At 71.1% G+C, this 14,241-nt stretch carries 15 protein-coding genes; 4 read left to right on the plus strand and 11 right to left on the minus strand.

Annotated elements, in window-relative coordinates; translation table 11 throughout:
- Positions 1-18 precede the first annotated feature (18 nt).
- Positions 19-627 (plus strand): hypothetical protein, encoded by a 609-nt coding sequence (locus tag NAMU_RS21980; RefSeq protein ID WP_041369284.1) that lies wholly within the window; start codon positions 19-21, stop codon positions 625-627.
- Here the strand turns inward: NAMU_RS21980 and NAMU_RS21985 are convergent.
- From NAMU_RS21985 to NAMU_RS22005, 5 genes are all read right to left on the minus strand, one after another.
- Complete coding sequence (locus NAMU_RS21985) at positions 611-1,150, minus strand: DUF501 domain-containing protein (RefSeq protein WP_052308043.1); 540 nt, start codon at positions 1,148-1,150, stop codon at positions 611-613. The genes NAMU_RS21980 and NAMU_RS21985 overlap by 17 nt on opposite strands.
- Entirely contained in the window at positions 1,120-1,725 is a 606-nt protein-coding gene (locus NAMU_RS27745) for an FtsB family cell division protein (protein ID WP_052308044.1), read from the minus strand. The genes NAMU_RS21985 and NAMU_RS27745 overlap by 31 nt, the downstream gene beginning before the upstream one ends.
- 19 nt (positions 1,726-1,744) lie before the next feature.
- On the minus strand, positions 1,745-3,031 hold the full coding sequence (gene eno, locus NAMU_RS21995) for a phosphopyruvate hydratase (protein ID WP_041369286.1): 1,287 nt from the start codon (positions 3,029-3,031) through the stop codon (positions 1,745-1,747).
- A gap of 194 nt (positions 3,032-3,225) precedes the next feature.
- A complete protein-coding gene (metX, locus tag NAMU_RS22000; protein ID WP_015749540.1) occupies positions 3,226-4,335 on the minus strand; it encodes a homoserine O-acetyltransferase MetX in 1,110 nt (369 codons plus the stop codon).
- Complete coding sequence (locus tag NAMU_RS22005; protein ID WP_015749541.1) at positions 4,332-5,645, minus strand: bifunctional o-acetylhomoserine/o-acetylserine sulfhydrylase; 1,314 nt, start codon at positions 5,643-5,645, stop codon at positions 4,332-4,334. The genes metX and NAMU_RS22005 overlap by 4 nt, the downstream gene beginning before the upstream one ends.
- Positions 5,646-6,067: 422 nt before the next feature.
- On the opposite strand from NAMU_RS22005, the gene NAMU_RS22010 reads away from it, so the two are divergent.
- Positions 6,068-6,349: a hypothetical protein gene (locus NAMU_RS22010; RefSeq protein WP_015749542.1), complete on the plus strand. Its 282-nt coding sequence runs from the start codon at positions 6,068-6,070 to the stop codon at positions 6,347-6,349.
- A gap of 17 nt (positions 6,350-6,366) precedes the next feature.
- The gene (locus NAMU_RS22015; protein WP_015749543.1) at positions 6,367-7,278 is read left to right on the plus strand and encodes an aldose 1-epimerase family protein; all 912 of its coding nucleotides are present in this window, start codon (positions 6,367-6,369) and stop codon (positions 7,276-7,278) included.
- 84 nt (positions 7,279-7,362) lie between these two features.
- Here the strand turns inward: NAMU_RS22015 and NAMU_RS22020 are convergent, their stop codons facing one another.
- Both NAMU_RS22020 and NAMU_RS22025 read right to left on the minus strand, forming a co-directional pair.
- Positions 7,363-7,968, minus strand: a complete 606-nt coding sequence (locus NAMU_RS22020) for a methylated-DNA--[protein]-cysteine S-methyltransferase (protein WP_015749544.1) — start codon at positions 7,966-7,968, stop codon at positions 7,363-7,365.
- On the minus strand, positions 7,965-8,477 hold the full coding sequence (locus NAMU_RS22025; RefSeq protein ID WP_015749545.1) for an RNA polymerase sigma factor: 513 nt from the start codon (positions 8,475-8,477) through the stop codon (positions 7,965-7,967). Before NAMU_RS22025 ends, NAMU_RS22020 begins: the two co-directional genes overlap by 4 nt.
- 86 nt (positions 8,478-8,563) lie before the next feature.
- On the opposite strand from NAMU_RS22025, the gene NAMU_RS22030 reads away from it, so the two are divergent.
- Positions 8,564-9,592 (plus strand): Gfo/Idh/MocA family protein, encoded by a 1,029-nt coding sequence (locus NAMU_RS22030; protein WP_041371304.1) that lies wholly within the window; start codon positions 8,564-8,566, stop codon positions 9,590-9,592.
- Positions 9,593-9,631: 39 nt separating this feature from the next.
- Here the strand turns inward: NAMU_RS22030 and NAMU_RS22035 are convergent, their stop codons facing one another.
- The 4 genes from NAMU_RS22035 to NAMU_RS22050 all read right to left on the minus strand — a co-directional run bounded on the left by NAMU_RS22035 (position 9,632) and on the right by NAMU_RS22050 (position 13,915).
- Positions 9,632-10,354: a MazG family protein gene (locus NAMU_RS22035; RefSeq protein ID WP_015749547.1), complete on the minus strand. Its 723-nt coding sequence runs from the start codon at positions 10,352-10,354 to the stop codon at positions 9,632-9,634.
- A complete protein-coding gene (locus tag NAMU_RS22040; RefSeq protein ID WP_015749548.1) occupies positions 10,351-11,235 on the minus strand; it encodes a SurA N-terminal domain-containing protein in 885 nt (294 codons plus the stop codon). Before NAMU_RS22040 ends, NAMU_RS22035 begins: the two co-directional genes overlap by 4 nt.
- A 150-nt stretch (positions 11,236-11,385) precedes the next feature.
- Positions 11,386-13,170, minus strand: coding sequence for a sugar transferase (locus tag NAMU_RS22045; RefSeq protein WP_015749549.1), 1,785 nt, complete (start codon positions 13,168-13,170; stop codon positions 11,386-11,388).
- A gap of 286 nt (positions 13,171-13,456) precedes the next feature.
- Positions 13,457-13,915 carry an adenylyltransferase/cytidyltransferase family protein gene (locus NAMU_RS22050; protein WP_015749550.1) on the minus strand — a complete coding sequence of 153 codons (459 nt, stop codon included), beginning with the start codon at positions 13,913-13,915 and terminating at the stop codon, positions 13,457-13,459.
- Positions 13,916-14,241 lie beyond the last annotated feature (326 nt).

Below are 14,241 nucleotides of genomic sequence, written 5' to 3' on the forward strand. Positions count from 1 at the left end.
CACCGTGAACGACCGCTCGTGAACACCCGCGCACGGCAGGGCCCCGCGGTGTTCGTGACCGCGGTGTTGCTCGCCGCGGTGGTCCTCACCGCGGTGAGCAGTTGCACGACCGCCCCACCCAGCCCACCCGAGGGAGTCCAGATGAGCACGTCGGCTTCAGCCTCGACGGCCGGCGCGCGGGTCGACTGGGACCTGTCCACCCCGCGAACCCCCACCGAGTTGGGGGGACGATCGGCGGACGTGGTCGCCGTCGAGACCCTGGGGGTCAACGGCGTCCAGGTGCAGCTCACCCTGCCCGGCCCGGACCGGGTGACCGGCTCGTTCGGCCTGGTCACCGGCGATTCGGGGGGCGGCGGCGGCCCGGTGCGGTACCTGAGCCTGGCCACCACCCAACTGCACGACGGCGCCTGGGAGCCGTTCGTCGAACGATTCCTGGCCGAGTTCGGCGGAGACCGGTCGGCCGTGACCGCCTACCTGGCCGCGGCGGTGCCCGCAGCGGCCGCCGGCCGGGCCGATCCGGGTCGCACGTTCCCGGGCCCGGCCAGGCCCGGTTATCGCCCCGCGCTGCAGGTGCGACCGGCCCTGGACGGGGTGGTCGTGGCCTGGACGTTCACGCTGACGGGCTGAGCCGGGCGCACGGGGCGCCGCCCCGCACGTAGTCGCCGAGCATGTCCACCGCGCGGTCGCCCAAAGGGTTGACGCCTCGGCCCACGGCCAGCGCGTGCGCGACCAGCACGTGCAGGCATTTGACGCGGTCCGGCATGCCGCCCGCGGTGACCGGGATGCCCAGGTCGTCGATGGCGTTGCGCATGGCCAGGTAGGACTCGTGCGCGGACCGGTAGGCCGCGGCCAGGTCGGGGTCGGCGGCGAGCTCGTCGGTCATCTCCCGCATGACGCCCCCGGCCTCCATCCGGCCGATCGTCGAGTTCAGCGATGAACAGCACAGGTAGAACAGCGTCGGGAACGGGGTGCCGTCGGGCAGCCGGGGGGCGGTCTGCACGACCGCGGGCACGCCGTGGTCGCACCGGTAGGCAACGCCGAGGACGCCTCGGGGAGCGCGGCCCAGTTCACGGGTCAGCCGGTCCAGGTCCTCGTCGGTGGCCGGCTGGAGCTGGAGGGCTACTGCCCCTCCTCGGTCAGGGTGTCCCACAGACCGCCGTACCAGGGTCCGGTCGGCACCGGGGTGGTCGATGCGGAGTCACCGGCACCGGCCAGCGGCGGGGCATGAACGACGAACACGGTGTCCCCGGGGGTGACGTACTGCAGCCGGCGCCGGGCCTCGGCGGCGACGTAGTCGTTGTCCAGCAGGGCGTCCTTGCGGGACTGCAGCTCGGCCCGCTGCTGCTCCAGGTCCTGCTGCGAGGCCACGGCCGCCGCCAGGGTGGCCCGCTGCTCCAGGTAGTTGCGCAGCGGGAAGGCCACCGACAGCGCGACCGCGCAGAGCACCAGGCCCAGGATCGCGACCTGACGGGCCAGCGCCGACTGCGGCATCAGGCCGCGGCCGGGCAGGGTGGGCGCCCGCCACGTTCGTCCGGTGCGCCGGGCGGTGCCGGGCGCCGCGGCCGACGGGCGGGAGGCCGCCGGGCGAGAGGCCGCCGGGCGCGACGAACCGGCCCGTCCGCGGCCGGCCGACCGGGTCGATCGGTTTTTGGTGCCCGCCGCGGACGACCGGGCCTCGGACGTGCGAGTCCCGGTGCCCGGCCGCCGCTGCGGTTGTTCACTCATCGAAGCAAGGACCGATCCGTCAGGAGCCGGCCGAGTACCGCGGGAAGGCCAGCTCGCCCAAGTAGCGAGCCGCGTCGCCGAGGTTCTCCTCGATGCGCAGCAGCTGGTTGTACTTGGCCACCCGCTCGGACCGGGCCGGGGCGCCGGTCTTGATCTGGCCACACCCGGTGGCGACCGCGAGGTCGGCGATGGTGACGTCCTCGGTCTCGCCGGACCGGTGGCTCATCATGCAGCGGTAGCCGGCGTTGTGGGCCAGGGTGACCGCGTCCAGGGTCTCGGACAGGGTGCCGATCTGGTTGACCTTCACCAGCAGCGCGTTGGCCGCGCCGCGGGCGATGCCGTCCTCGAGCCGCTCCGGGTTGGTGACGAACAGGTCGTCACCGACGATCTGCAGCTTGGAGCCAAGCTGGGTGGTCATGGAGATCCAGCCGTCCCAGTCGTCCTCGGACAGCGGGTCCTCGATCGAGACGATCGGGTAGTTGGCGATCAGGTCGGTGTAGATCGCGATCATCTCGTCCGAGGTCTTCGGCCCACCCTCGTAGGTGTAGACGCCGTCGCTGAAGAACTCGGTCGCCGCGACGTCCATAGCCAGCACGATGTCGGTACCGAAGCCGAAGCCGGCCTTGGTGATGGCATCGGAGATCAGGTCCAGCGCGGCCTTGCTGGAGGACGCCGCCGGGGCGAAGCCGCCCTCGTCGCCCAGCGCGGTGGAGAAGCCGGCCTTCTTGAGCACCGACTTGAGCGAGTGGTAGACCTCGGCGCCCCAGCGCAGGGACTCGCGGAAGGTGGGCGCGCCGACCGGCGCGATCATGAACTCCTGCACGTCCACGCCGCTGTCGGCGTGCGCGCCACCGTTGACGATGTTCATCATCGGGACCGGCAGGATATGCGCGTTCGGGCCGCCGATGTAGCGGAACAGCTCCAGCTCGGCCGACTCGGCCGCCGCCTTGGCCACGGCCAGGGACACGCCCAGGATCGCGTTGGCGCCGATGCGGCCCTTGTCCGGGGTGCCGTCCAGGTCGATCAGCTTTTGGTCGATGACCCGCTGCTCGATCGCGTCGTAACCGATCAGGGCCGGCCCGATCTCCTCCAGCACGGCGTCGACCGCCTTGAGGACGCCCTTGCCGAGATAGCGCGCGGAATCGCCGTCGCGCAGCTCGACTGCTTCATGCTCGCCGGTCGAGGCCCCCGAGGGCACCGCGGCGCGCGCCAACGACCCGTCGTCGAGCGCGACCTCCACCTCGACCGTGGGGTTGCCTCGGGAATCAAGAATCTCGCGTGCACCGATGAGTTCGATGGCCGCCACTGGGCACATCCCTTCGCTTGCGGATAGGAACCACTCAGCCCAACCCGGGGTCGGACCTGCTCGACAGCGCCGGGGGCCTGAGCCGCACTCAGCCTAGAGGCGAACGCCCGCCCGGTCGCGTCGGACTCGCCCGGTTCGCCCGACGCCCGTCGCCCCGTGGGCACCGCAAGATCAACTCCGAGCCGGTGGCGGGGTCACGGGCGGGCCAGGGCCTCGCGGACGACGCCGGCAATGGCGTCGGCCTCGATGAGAAAACCGTCATGGCCGTAGTCCGAGTGCATGACCACCAGCGGCCGGGCCGTGGGTGCCGTGGCCAGCAGCTCACCCTGGGCCGGCGGGAACAGCCGGTCGGAGTCCACCACGGCCACGGTCAGTTCGGCCGAGATCGCGCCCAGCGCGGCCTGCACGCCACCTCGCCCGCGGCCGATGTCGTGCGAGTGCATCGCTTCGGTGAGCACCAGGTAGGAGTTCGGGTCGAACCGGGCTCCCAGCTTGCGGCCGTGGTGCTGCAGGTAGGACTCGACGGCGAACCGGCCGCCGGCGAGCGGATCCTCCTGCCCCTGCGCCGCCCGGCCGAAACGGGTGTTGAGCTCCAAGGCCGACCGGTAGGTGGTGTGCGCGATCTGGCGGGCGATACCCATCCCGACCAGGGGGGCCCGGCCGCCGTAGTAGTCACCGCCGGCGAAGTCCGGGTCGGCCCGGATGGCCGCCAGTTGCGCACTGCCCCAGGCGATCTGATCGGCCGTGAAGAACGCGCAGGTGGCCAGCGCGAGGCAGCGTCGCACCCGGTCCGGGTACGACACCGCCCACTCCAGGGCCCGCATGCCACCCATCGAGCCGCCGACCACCGCCTGGATCCCGGTGATGCCCAGGGCATCGACCAGGGCCAGCTCGGCGGCCACCTGATCGCGGACCGTCAACCGGGGGAACCGGGATCCGTAGGGACGGCCGTCCGGCGCCGTCGACGACGGCCCGGTACTCCCCCGGCATCCGCCCAGCACGTTGGCCGCGACCGCGAAGAAGCGGTTCGTGTCGACCGGGGCGTCCGGCCCGATCAACCCGTCCCACCAGCCGGGGGTGGGTTGATCGGGCCCGGCCGGACCGACGACGTGCGCGTCGCCGGTCAACGCGTGCAGCACCAAGACGGCGTTGTCGCCGGCCGGATTGAGCGAACCCCAGCTCTGGTAGGCCATGGTGACCGAGTCCAGCCGGGCCCCGGACTCGGTGGTCAGGGGCCCGATGTCGACGTACTTACGGGCGTCGAGCTTGCGAGCGTCGATCGCTGTGCCGTCGAGCGACGTCACCCCTTGGCGGCCCGGAAGCCGGCCTCCAGGTCGGCCAGGATGTCGTCGATGTGCTCGATACCGACGGCCAACCGGATCAGGCCTGGGGTGACGCCGGTGGTCAGCTGCTCGGCCGGCGCCAGCTGCGCGTGCGTGGTCGACGCCGGGTGGATCACCAGCGAGCGCACGTCACCGATGTTGGCCAGGTTGGTGAACAGCTCCAGCGCGTCGGTGAACGTCTGTCCCGCCTCGACCCCGCCCTTGATCTCGAAGGTGACGATCGGGCCACCGCCCAGCGGCGCGTACTTCTGCTGCAGGTGGTGCCAGGGGCTGGACGCCAGACCGGGGTAGGAGACCGATTCGACCTCGTCCCGGCCGGACAGGAATTCGGCGACCCGGGCCGCATTGTCGTTGTGCCGCTGCACCCGCAGCGAAAGGGTCTCCACACCCTGGGAGATCAGGAAGGCATTGAACGGGCTGATCGCCGGGCCGATGTCGCGCAGCCCCTGCAGCCGGGCCTTGAAGATGAAGGCGACGTTGGACTTGAACAGTCCCTCCGGTCCCAGGTCGACCCCCCAGGTGAGGTTGTTGTAGCTGGGGTCGGGGGTGTTGAAGTTCGGGAAGCGCTCGGCGTTGGCGACCCAGTCGAAGTTGCCCGAGTCGACGATGACGCCACCGATCGCGGTGCCGTGACCGCCCAGATACTTGGTCGCCGAATGCACCACGATGTCCGCGCCGTGCTCGATCGGCCGGATGAGATACGGGCTGGGCACGGTGTTGTCGACGATCAGCGGCACCCCGACCTCGTGCGCAACCGCGGACACGGCGGCGAAGTCCAGGACGTCCAGCGCCGGGTTGGAGATCGACTCGCCGTAGAACGCCTTCGTGTTCGGCTTGGCCGCGGCCCGCCACGACTCCGGATCGTCGGGGTTCTCGACGAAGTCGACGGTGATGCCCATCTTGGGCAGCGTGTAGTGGAACAGGTTGTAGGTTCCGCCGTACAGGCGCGGCGAGGAGACGATCTGGTCCCCGGCCTCGGCCAGGGTCAGGATGGCCAACGTCTCGGCCGACTGCCCGGAGGCCACCAGCAGCGCACCGACGCCGCCCTCGAGGGAGTTGATCCGGTCCTCCACCACGGCCTGGGTGGGGTTCATGATCCGCGTGTAGATGTTGCCCAGCTCTTCGAGGGCGAACAGCTTGCGGCCGTGTTCGGACGAATCGAACGCGTAGGACGTCGTCTGGTAGATCGGCAGCGCCCGGGCCTTGGTGGTCGGGTCGGGGGTCTGGCCGGCATGGATCTGGCGGGTCTCAAAGGACCACTGGGAGGACATCGTCGGGTCTCCTGGTCGATGACATGGGGCGTCGGGAACGAGGACGGTGCTCACCGACACCGGGGCTCAGCCGCTGAACGCACGACCTCGGGGCGAGTGTAGGGGGCGACCGGCCGGTCGCCCAGAGCCGCCCGGCGGCGGGGCCGGCTCGACCACCGGATCGGGACTGCAGGTGTCGCAGCGTGACCGAAATCACGCATTCGAAGATCGTCATGCGGCCCGTCACTCGATCGATGAGAGGCCGGCGGAAAAACCCAGCACCGCCCGTCACACGGTTCCCAGCAGGTGCATCCTATCGGACCCTGGTATCCGCCTCCGAGATCCTCAACAATGGTCTTAGGCCGAATGGTGGATTTTGTCAGGGTGCGCGCGTCACGAATCCTTTGCGTTTCTGTGACCTGCCTGGAGGGAACGGAGCCGGGGTGAGCGAACGACAGCCAGTACCGAGCTACGTCGGTCAGGTCGAACGCGACCCGGCGGGCCAGTTGTGGGCCGTCCTCTACGCGGGTGACCAGATCGTGGTCCGCGAGCCCGTCGCCTCGCTGCGTAAGGGCAAACGCCGGGTCACCGATCTGGTGTTGTCGGCGGCCGACACCCTGGCCGAGCGTCCCAGCCGGGTCGCCCCGGTTCACCTGAACCGGCTGACCAACCCGCGGACGCCGGTCCCGCGGCATCGACGCGCCTCGGTCGCCGGCATCGGCTGATCCGCCATCCTGTCCTGGTGATTCCCACCGGCAGTCAAACCGTTCTGCATGCCCGCGGCCTGACGGCCATCGTCACCGAGGTGGGCGCCACCCTGCGTGAGCTGAGCTGGCAGGGACGGCCACTGATCTCCGGATTCGGTCGCCGCGACCTGCCGTTCGGGTATCAGGGCGCGGTCCTGGCGCCCTGGCCCAACCGGCTCGCGAACGGGCGATACCGCTTCGGCGACAAGGAGCTTCAGGTCCCGCTGACCGAGCCCGAACGGCTCAACGCCCTGCACGGGCTGGTCGCGTTCGCCCCCTGGAAGGTGACCACCACCGAGCCGGAATCGGTGACGCTGACCCACCGGATCTGGCCCCAGCGCGGCTATCCGCACCTGCTCGATCTGACCGCCCACTACCGCCTGGGCGAACACGGCCTCACGTTCACCCTCACCGCGGTGAACGCGGGCGACACGGCCGCGCCGTACGGCGGGTCGTTCCACCCCTACCTGGTGGCCGGGGCCGGTTCGGTGGACGACTGGACCCTGCAGGTGACGGCCGAACGGTATCTGCGGGTCGACCCCGACCGGCTGCTGCCGGTCGAGCTGGCCCCGGTGGCGCAGGCCGGCTACGACTTCCGCGCCCCCACCTCGCTGGCCGGCGTCACCGTGGACCACGCCTTCACCGACCTGGATTTCGACGACGCCGGCGCCGCGACCCTGCGGTTGCTGGGGCCGAACGGCCGCGGGGTGGCGATGAGCTGGGACCGCTCCTGTCCGTGGCTGCAGCTGTGCATCCCGAACGAGCACAACCCGACAATGAACCGCAAGGCGGTCGCGGTCGAGCCGATGACCTGCCCGCCGGACGCCTTCAACTCCGGGGTCGACCTGATCGTGCTGCCGCCGGGCGGCACCCACGAGCTGAGCCTGACCATCAGCCCGCTCGACTGAACCCCGACCGCGCCCGTCGAGTGTGCAGAAGCCGCCCCTATCCGGGCGGATGAGGGCGGCTTCTGCACACTCGCGGGTGCGGGCTCAGGCCGCACCCTCCAGCGCGAGCAGCACCCGCTTGGCCTGCGGTCCCCCGGCGTAGCCGCCCGGGGTGCCGTCGGCCCGCACCACCCGATGGCACGGCACGACGATCGGCAGCGGGTTGGCCCCGCAGGCCGTGCCCACCGCGCGGACGGCCCGAGGGTGCCCGGCCGCCTGCGCGACCTGGGCGTAGCTGGCGGTGCGGCCGTAGTCGATGTGCGGCAGCTGGGCCAGTACGGCGGCCCGGAAACCGGTGCTCAGCCGCTGATCCAGGGGCAGGTCGAACCGGGTCCGGGTGCCGGCGAAGTATTCGTCGAGCTCCCGGACCACCGGGTCCAGGGCTCGGGCGTCGGCCAGGATCCGCGGGCCGACGCGGCCGGCCAGATCCTCCAGCACCCGGTCGTGGTCCTGCCCGGCGAAGGCGATGCGGACCAGGCCGACCGGGGTCGCGGCCAGCAGCAGGCAGCCGACCGGGGTATCCAGGGTGCGGTAGGACACGTCCAGCAGGCCGTCGGCCCGGGCCGCGGCCGCCAGCCGGTCGTGCAGGCGCCGCAGCGCCTGCGTATCCGGGTGGCCGTGGCCGAGCGCAGCCTCCAACGCGGTGATCATGCCGATGCTCCTTCCTCGGACCGGGTCGAACCGGTGCCCGGGTCGGCCATGCTGCGACGCAGCGTCTTGATGCCGTCGGCGGCGGCCCGGCGGACCGCCTCCGGGGTGCCGCCGAGGATCTGCGCCACCTCGCGATGCGGCAGCCCGGCGACGTGGTGGTAGGCGACCGCGTGGCGTTGCCGGTCCGGCAGGGCGCGCACCGCGGCCCACAGCTCATCGGCCGGCTCGCGTGGATTGCCCAGCGCGGACGGCGCGTCCGGCGGCTCGGCCAGCGGCACCGCCCGGCGGCCGCGGGCCCGGACCACGTCGATCGATTTACGGTGGGCGATGGTCACCAACCAGGCCTCGACGTTGGCGTCCGCGGGCAGCTCCGGGTAGGCCCGCAGGGCGGCCAGGAACGTCTCCGACCACGCGTCGTCCGCATCGGCCGGACCCAGCAGCGCCCGGCAGACCCGCAGCACCGTGGGGCCGTGGGCGTCAACGACGCGTTCGAAGGGGGCGGTGGGCACGTCAGGAAGACGCGCCGGCGAGGCGAACCGTGAGGTGGTGCATGTGGCCAGTGTCCCGACCGGGCCCGCGTGACACCATGCTGCAGATGAGCGAGCCCACGCTGCCTGCCGCCCGCACCGCCAATCCGCTGCAGGCCCCGCCGCTGCGGTGGGGGGTACTGGCCCCGGGACGGATCGCCGGCGCCTTCGTCGACGCGGTTTCCCGGTACACCCGGCAACGGGTGGTCGCGGTGGGTTCGCGCTCCGCCGAGCGCGCGCAGGCCTTTGCCGCCGCCCACGGGGTCGAGCGGGCGGTCGGTTCCTACGAGGAACTGGTCGGGGCGCAGGACGTGGACGTGATCTACGTGGCCTCCCCGCACAGCGAGCACGCCGCCCAGGCGTTGCTGGCGATCGCCGCCGGCAAACACGTCCTGATCGAGAAGGCGTTCACCCGCAACGCGGCCGAGGCCGCCCAGGTGGTCGCCGCGGCCCGGGCGCAGGGGGTGCTGGCCATGGAGGCCATGTGGACCCGGTTCCTGCCGCAGACCGACGTCATCGGGCAGTTGCTGGCCGACGGGGTCCTGGGCGAGGTGACCACCGTGCTGGCCGATCACGGCCAGTCGTTCGAGCCCGACCCGCAGGGCCGGCTGTTCAACCCGGCACTGGCCGGCGGAGCGCTGCTGGACCTGGGGATCTACCCGATCTCGTTCGCCTCGTTCGTGCTCGGCGCGCCGGACACGGTGGTGGCGACCGGCTCGATCACCGACACCGGCGTCGACGCCCAGGTCTCGCTGACGCTGGCAACCGGATCCGCGCAGGCCTGCCTGAACACCACGCTGCTGGCCAGAACCCCGACGACGGCCTCCATCTCCGGGTCGGCGGGCTACCTGGAGCTGTCCGGGCCCTTCTACGGGCCGGCCCGGCTGACCCTGGACACCGCGGCCGGACGCGTGGTGCGGGATCCGGACCCGATCACCGGCCATCACGGCCTGTGCTTCGAGGCGGCGCACCTGGCCCAGCTCGTGGCCGACGGGGCCACCGAATCGCCGCTGCTCCCCCTGGACGAGACGGTGCGGATCCTGGCCACCATCGACGAGATCCGCCGGCAGCTCGGTGTGGTCTACCCCGGCGAGTAGCTGCGGACCGCGATCCCGGGCGGGTCGGCCCTGCCGCCGTCAGCCGCGATCGGCCCGCGCCTGGGCGGCGGCCAGGGCGGCCGCGTGCGTCCGGGCCACGGCCCGCAGGGCCGACTCCGGATCCTGCCCGCGGGCCCCGGCCGCGTAGGCGATGCGGAACAACTCCTCGGCCACCGCCGTGACCTCAGCACTACCAGCCGGGTCCCCGTCGGCCGAGTCGCCGTCGGCCGGGCCGGCGACACCGGTCACCGGCGGGACGTCCAGTCCGAAGGTGGCGGCCCGGGCGCCCAGCTTGGCGGCCAGGGCGACCGCGGGCTGGCCGAAGGCGACCCCGTCGAGCACACCGGACTTGCCGCGCTCGGTCTTCTTCAGCTCGTCCCAGCGTTGCTGCTGGTCGGCCGCCGTCCACTGCTCGGGCGCCGACCCGAACACGTGCGGGTGCCGCCGGACCAGCTTGGCGACCAGGTCGCCGGCGACGTCGTCGATGTCGAACCCGCCCTGGTCGCGGGGGGTCTCGGCGGCGATCCGGGCGTGGAACAGAACCTGCAGCAGCACGTCGCCCAGTTCTTCGCGGATGGCGGCCCGATCACCGGACTCCACCGCCTCGACCAGCTCGTAACACTCCTCGAGCAGGTAGCGGACCAGGGAGGCGTGGGTCTGCTCGACGTCCCAGGGGCAGCCGCCGGGCGAGCGCAGCCGGTCCATCACCGCGACCGCCTCCAGCAGCGGGGCGGCCCCGGATCCGGCGGCCGGCCGGGTCACAGGCCGCTGCCGCCGGGCACGACCTGGACCGACAGCGGATCGAACAGGCCGATCCGCGGGTTGACGGTGACCCCCTGCTCAGCCGCGTACGGCTGCAGGGCCAACGCGCCCAGGTCCAGCTGGTTCTGGATGGACTCGGCCTGCAGCTGGGTCGCGGTGAGCGCCGTCTGACTCTCCCGCCGGTCGAGCACCCGGACCACGACGAACTGGCCGTTCTGCGGGTAGAGCAGGACCTCGCCGGGCTTGGCCAGGAAGATGCCGGTCGGGGCCAGCGCGGGCCGGGCGACCAGGTCGACCTCGGTCGACGGAATCGGCGACGCGGAGCCGGCCAGCAGCGCGGCCGCCCCGTCCGGGTTGGCCAGCACCGACGAACGCAGGGCAACGGCCTCGTCCCGGTTCGGCACCGCCGCGCCGTCGATCCGCACGGTCACGTCGGTGACGGGCAGGCCTCGTGCACCGGCCACGGTGAACACCCCCTGCAGGCTGAGCAGGTCGCGGTAGAGCTGCCCGACCTCACCCTGCTCGGTGACCGTTGTGGCCGAGACATTCGAGGACGACCCGCTCATGGCGGTGTTGACCTCGGCGTCGCTGATGACCACGCCCGCGTCCGCGGCGGCGGTGGCCCACAACTGGCTGCGGATGGCGGCCGCGGTCTGGGTCCGGTTCAGCGCGGCCAGATCGAGCTGGGTCGGCGCCGGCTGCCCGGCCTGCTGGACCTGCTCGGACACCGACGCGGTCCGGTCGAAGATCGCCTGCTCGGAGATCGACTGGTCGCCCACCGTGGCGGCATCCGTCGCCGAGGTGGCGCACGCGGTGCCGGTGAGCAACACGGTCGCGGCCGCGAACGCGCTGAGCAGGAGTTGCTGACGACGGATTCTCACACCGGACACCTTCGCACATCGACCTCGAACGGATCGGGCCGGACATGGTGGGGCGGGCGGACCTTTCGGGACCGCCCGCCCGCCGGCTGGCTGCCGTACTTGCCCGCGGCGATCCGAGCCGTCCGCAGGGGCTCGACCGCAGCGGATCGATCAATAGGCCCCGGACGAGCCGAGGACCGCCTTGGCGGTGCGCCACAGGATGGCCAGATCACCGGTGATGGACCAGTTCTCCACGTAGTACACGTCGAGCCGGACGCTGTCGTCCCAGGTCAGGTCGGACCGGCCGGACACCTGCCAGAGCCCGGTCATTCCCGGCTTGACCAGCAGCCGTCGCAGCGCGTCATCGCCGTACAGGTCGACCTCGGAACGCAGCGGCGGGCGCGGACCGACCAGGCTCATGGAGCCCGCGACCACGTTGAACAGCTGCGGCAGCTCGTCGATGCTGAACCGGCGGATGAACTTGCCGACCGGGGTGATCCGGGGGTCGTTCTTCATCTTGAACAGGACCTGGTTGCCGGCGTCCCGCTGCTCGGCCTTGAGCGTCTCCAGGCGCGACTCCGCGTCGATCACCATCGACCGGAACTTGATCATCCGGAAGGTCTCGCCGTTGATCCCCACCCGGTCCTGCCGGAAGAAGACCGGTCCCTTGCTGGTGGCCTTGATCGCCACCGCGACCGCCAGCAGCACCGGCGAGAACAGGACGACCAGCGCGAGGCTGCCGAACACGTCGAAGACGCGCTTGACGATGCGGTTCGCACCCCGATAGGTGGGATGGTCGACGTGGATCAGCGGCAGCCCGGCAACCGGCTGGGTGTGCACCCGCGGGCCGGCGATGTTGGTCAGGGCGGGCGCCAGGATCAGCTCGGTGTCCGTGCCCTCCAGGTCCCAGCTGAGCCGGCGAACGGCGCTCGGGCCGAAGCTGGCGGACGCGGTCACCGCGACCGCATCGGCCCCCAGTTCGGTGGCCACCTCGGCGACGTCGGCCGGCACGCCGAGCACGGGCACCCCGGCGAAGTGGGTGGCGTCCGGGGCCGCCGGATCCGGGCTCACGCACGCCCCGACCACCCGGTAGCCGGCGCGTGGCGAGCGGGCGAGGTCGGCCACCAGTTCGCCGACCGCATGACGGTCGCCCACGGCAACCACCGTAGCCATCATCGCGCCGTTGTCCCGACGCCGGTACAACCAGCGGCGCCACACGTATCGGCTGGCCAGCAGCATCGTCAGGCCGGCCGGCAGCATCATGATGACGTAGCTGCGGGGCATGTCCAGGTCGAACAGGAACGATCCGATGGCGGCCAGCCCGAAGACGCTCAGCGAGGCCTGGATGACCCGCTTGTACTCGGTGGGACCGTGCCCGGTGACGGTGCCGTCCCGGCTGCCGGACCAGTCCAGGGCGAGCAGCCAGACCACGACGAGCAGCGCGGTGGCGGCGACGAACGCCAGGTTGGTCGGCTCGGAGGAAATCCGGGTGGGGATCGGCGGCGCGACGATGTGCACGCCGAAGGCCGCCCAGATCAGGCAGATCAGGTCGGTCAGGAACAGCTTGCGGGCGTAGCGATCGCTCCAGGTCCGTCGCACCCCTCGGGTGCTGGCCGGCGGGACCGTGACCGTCCGGCCGACCTCGAGATCCTCGTCCTGCTGGTCTCGGAACTGGCGGATGCTGAACTCGATCGTGTCTTCGCAGTCCTCGGCCAGACCGGCTGCGGACCGATCGGCGGCCGCCGGTTCGACGTTCCGTCCGGTCGTGGTCGACGCGGTGCCGCCAGCCGGCAGCCGCATGACGACCCCGTCGATCTCGGGCAACTCATTGGCGACCGAAGGCTGGACGGCGCTGCCCTGCACGACCGTGAGCACGGCGGGCGCCCCCGGACGACCGCGATGGCGCCGACCGGGCAGGCTCAGCTTGCGGCCCCCGGTCGGGTCGGTCAACGCCATGATGTGTCCTTACCTGCAGCACCAGATCGATCTGAACCGGACGGGAGACCGCGCTCCCCAAGGGGTGGGCTCGGATGCACTCGAACCCGCGAATCAGATAAATGTAACGCGACGTAATCAGCTGGGCCACAGCTTGGCCACATCATTACCCCTATCGTGTGACGCCGCCCACCCGCCGAGCATGTGCCTGTTGCAGGCAGTGGGGAGCGTACCCGAGTCCCCAACATCCGGTTTGACCAGGTTTGACCCCGCCGATCGCCGCAGGTCAGCACGTTCGGGCAGCCGATCACGCCGTAAGCCCGCCGGCCACATCGCGGTCCTGCTCGGCCACCACCGCCGAGAGCGCCCGCCGCAGCAACGTGCTGGAGGTATGCACCGTGTACGGGAAATAGACGACCTCGACGCCGACCTCGGCGAACTCGCGTTCCAGGCGCTCGCCCTTGGCCGTGCCGCGCCAGTCGTCACCCTTGAAGATCAGGTCGAACGGGGTGGTCCGCCAGGTCTGCACCTTGTCGGGGACGACCTCCAGGATCGCCTCGTCGACGAAGGAGATGTGCCGCACGATCTCCAGCCGCTCGGCCTGCGGCACGATCGGCGGGCGCCCCTTGGCCAACTCGCACATCTCGTCGGACACGACGCCAGCGATGAGGTAATCGCATTGGCTCTTGGCGTGCCGAAGGATGTTCAGGTGGCCGATATGGAACATGTCGTACACGCCCGGCGCATAGCCGACCCGCTGACGCATGCCGATCCCCCTCGTAAGCTCATCACTCAATGTCACTGCATGGGCCACTGTCAGTAGTCCGAAAGTGTGAATCTAGCGATCGAAGCCCCCGCTCCGATCACCCTGCGCTTCATAGTAGTCGCCCCGACCACGGAAGGGCCACCGATAAGCCTTCCGAGTTGAGAACTACCGGTTGTGGTGACTACAGGCGGTAAGAGGTCCGGGTGATACGGACGAATACCCCACTATCGTGGGAACGTCGGTATCATTCGAGTGAACAGGTCCCCCTAATGGCCCTCGAGACGCGCTTTCGCCCCGACCAGGCTCAGGGAGAGGCTGACCAGGCT

It is taken from the genome of Nakamurella multipartita DSM 44233, assembly GCF_000024365.1.
GTDB classification, from domain to species: Bacteria; Actinomycetota; Actinomycetes; order Mycobacteriales; family Nakamurellaceae; genus Nakamurella; species Nakamurella multipartita.

What these genes read in the sequence shown, in the direction of transcription:
- NAMU_RS27745 (WP_052308044.1), bottom strand. Translation starts at nt 1,725, where the DNA reads ATGAGTGAACAACCGCAGCGGCGGCCGGGCACCGGGACTCGCACGTCC.
- NAMU_RS22005 (WP_015749541.1), bottom strand. Translation starts at nt 5,645, where the DNA reads ATGTCCTCCCAGTGGTCCTTTGAGACCCGCCAGATCCATGCCGGCCAG.
- NAMU_RS22020 (WP_015749544.1), bottom strand. Translation starts at nt 7,968, where the DNA reads ATGATCACCGCGTTGGAGGCTGCGCTCGGCCACGGCCACCCGGATACG.
- NAMU_RS22030 (WP_041371304.1), top strand. Translation starts at nt 8,564, where the DNA reads ATGAGCGAGCCCACGCTGCCTGCCGCCCGCACCGCCAATCCGCTGCAG.
- NAMU_RS22045 (WP_015749549.1), bottom strand. Translation starts at nt 13,170, where the DNA reads ATGGCGTTGACCGACCCGACCGGGGGCCGCAAGCTGAGCCTGCCCGGT.
- NAMU_RS22050 (WP_015749550.1), bottom strand. Translation starts at nt 13,915, where the DNA reads ATGCGTCAGCGGGTCGGCTATGCGCCGGGCGTGTACGACATGTTCCAT.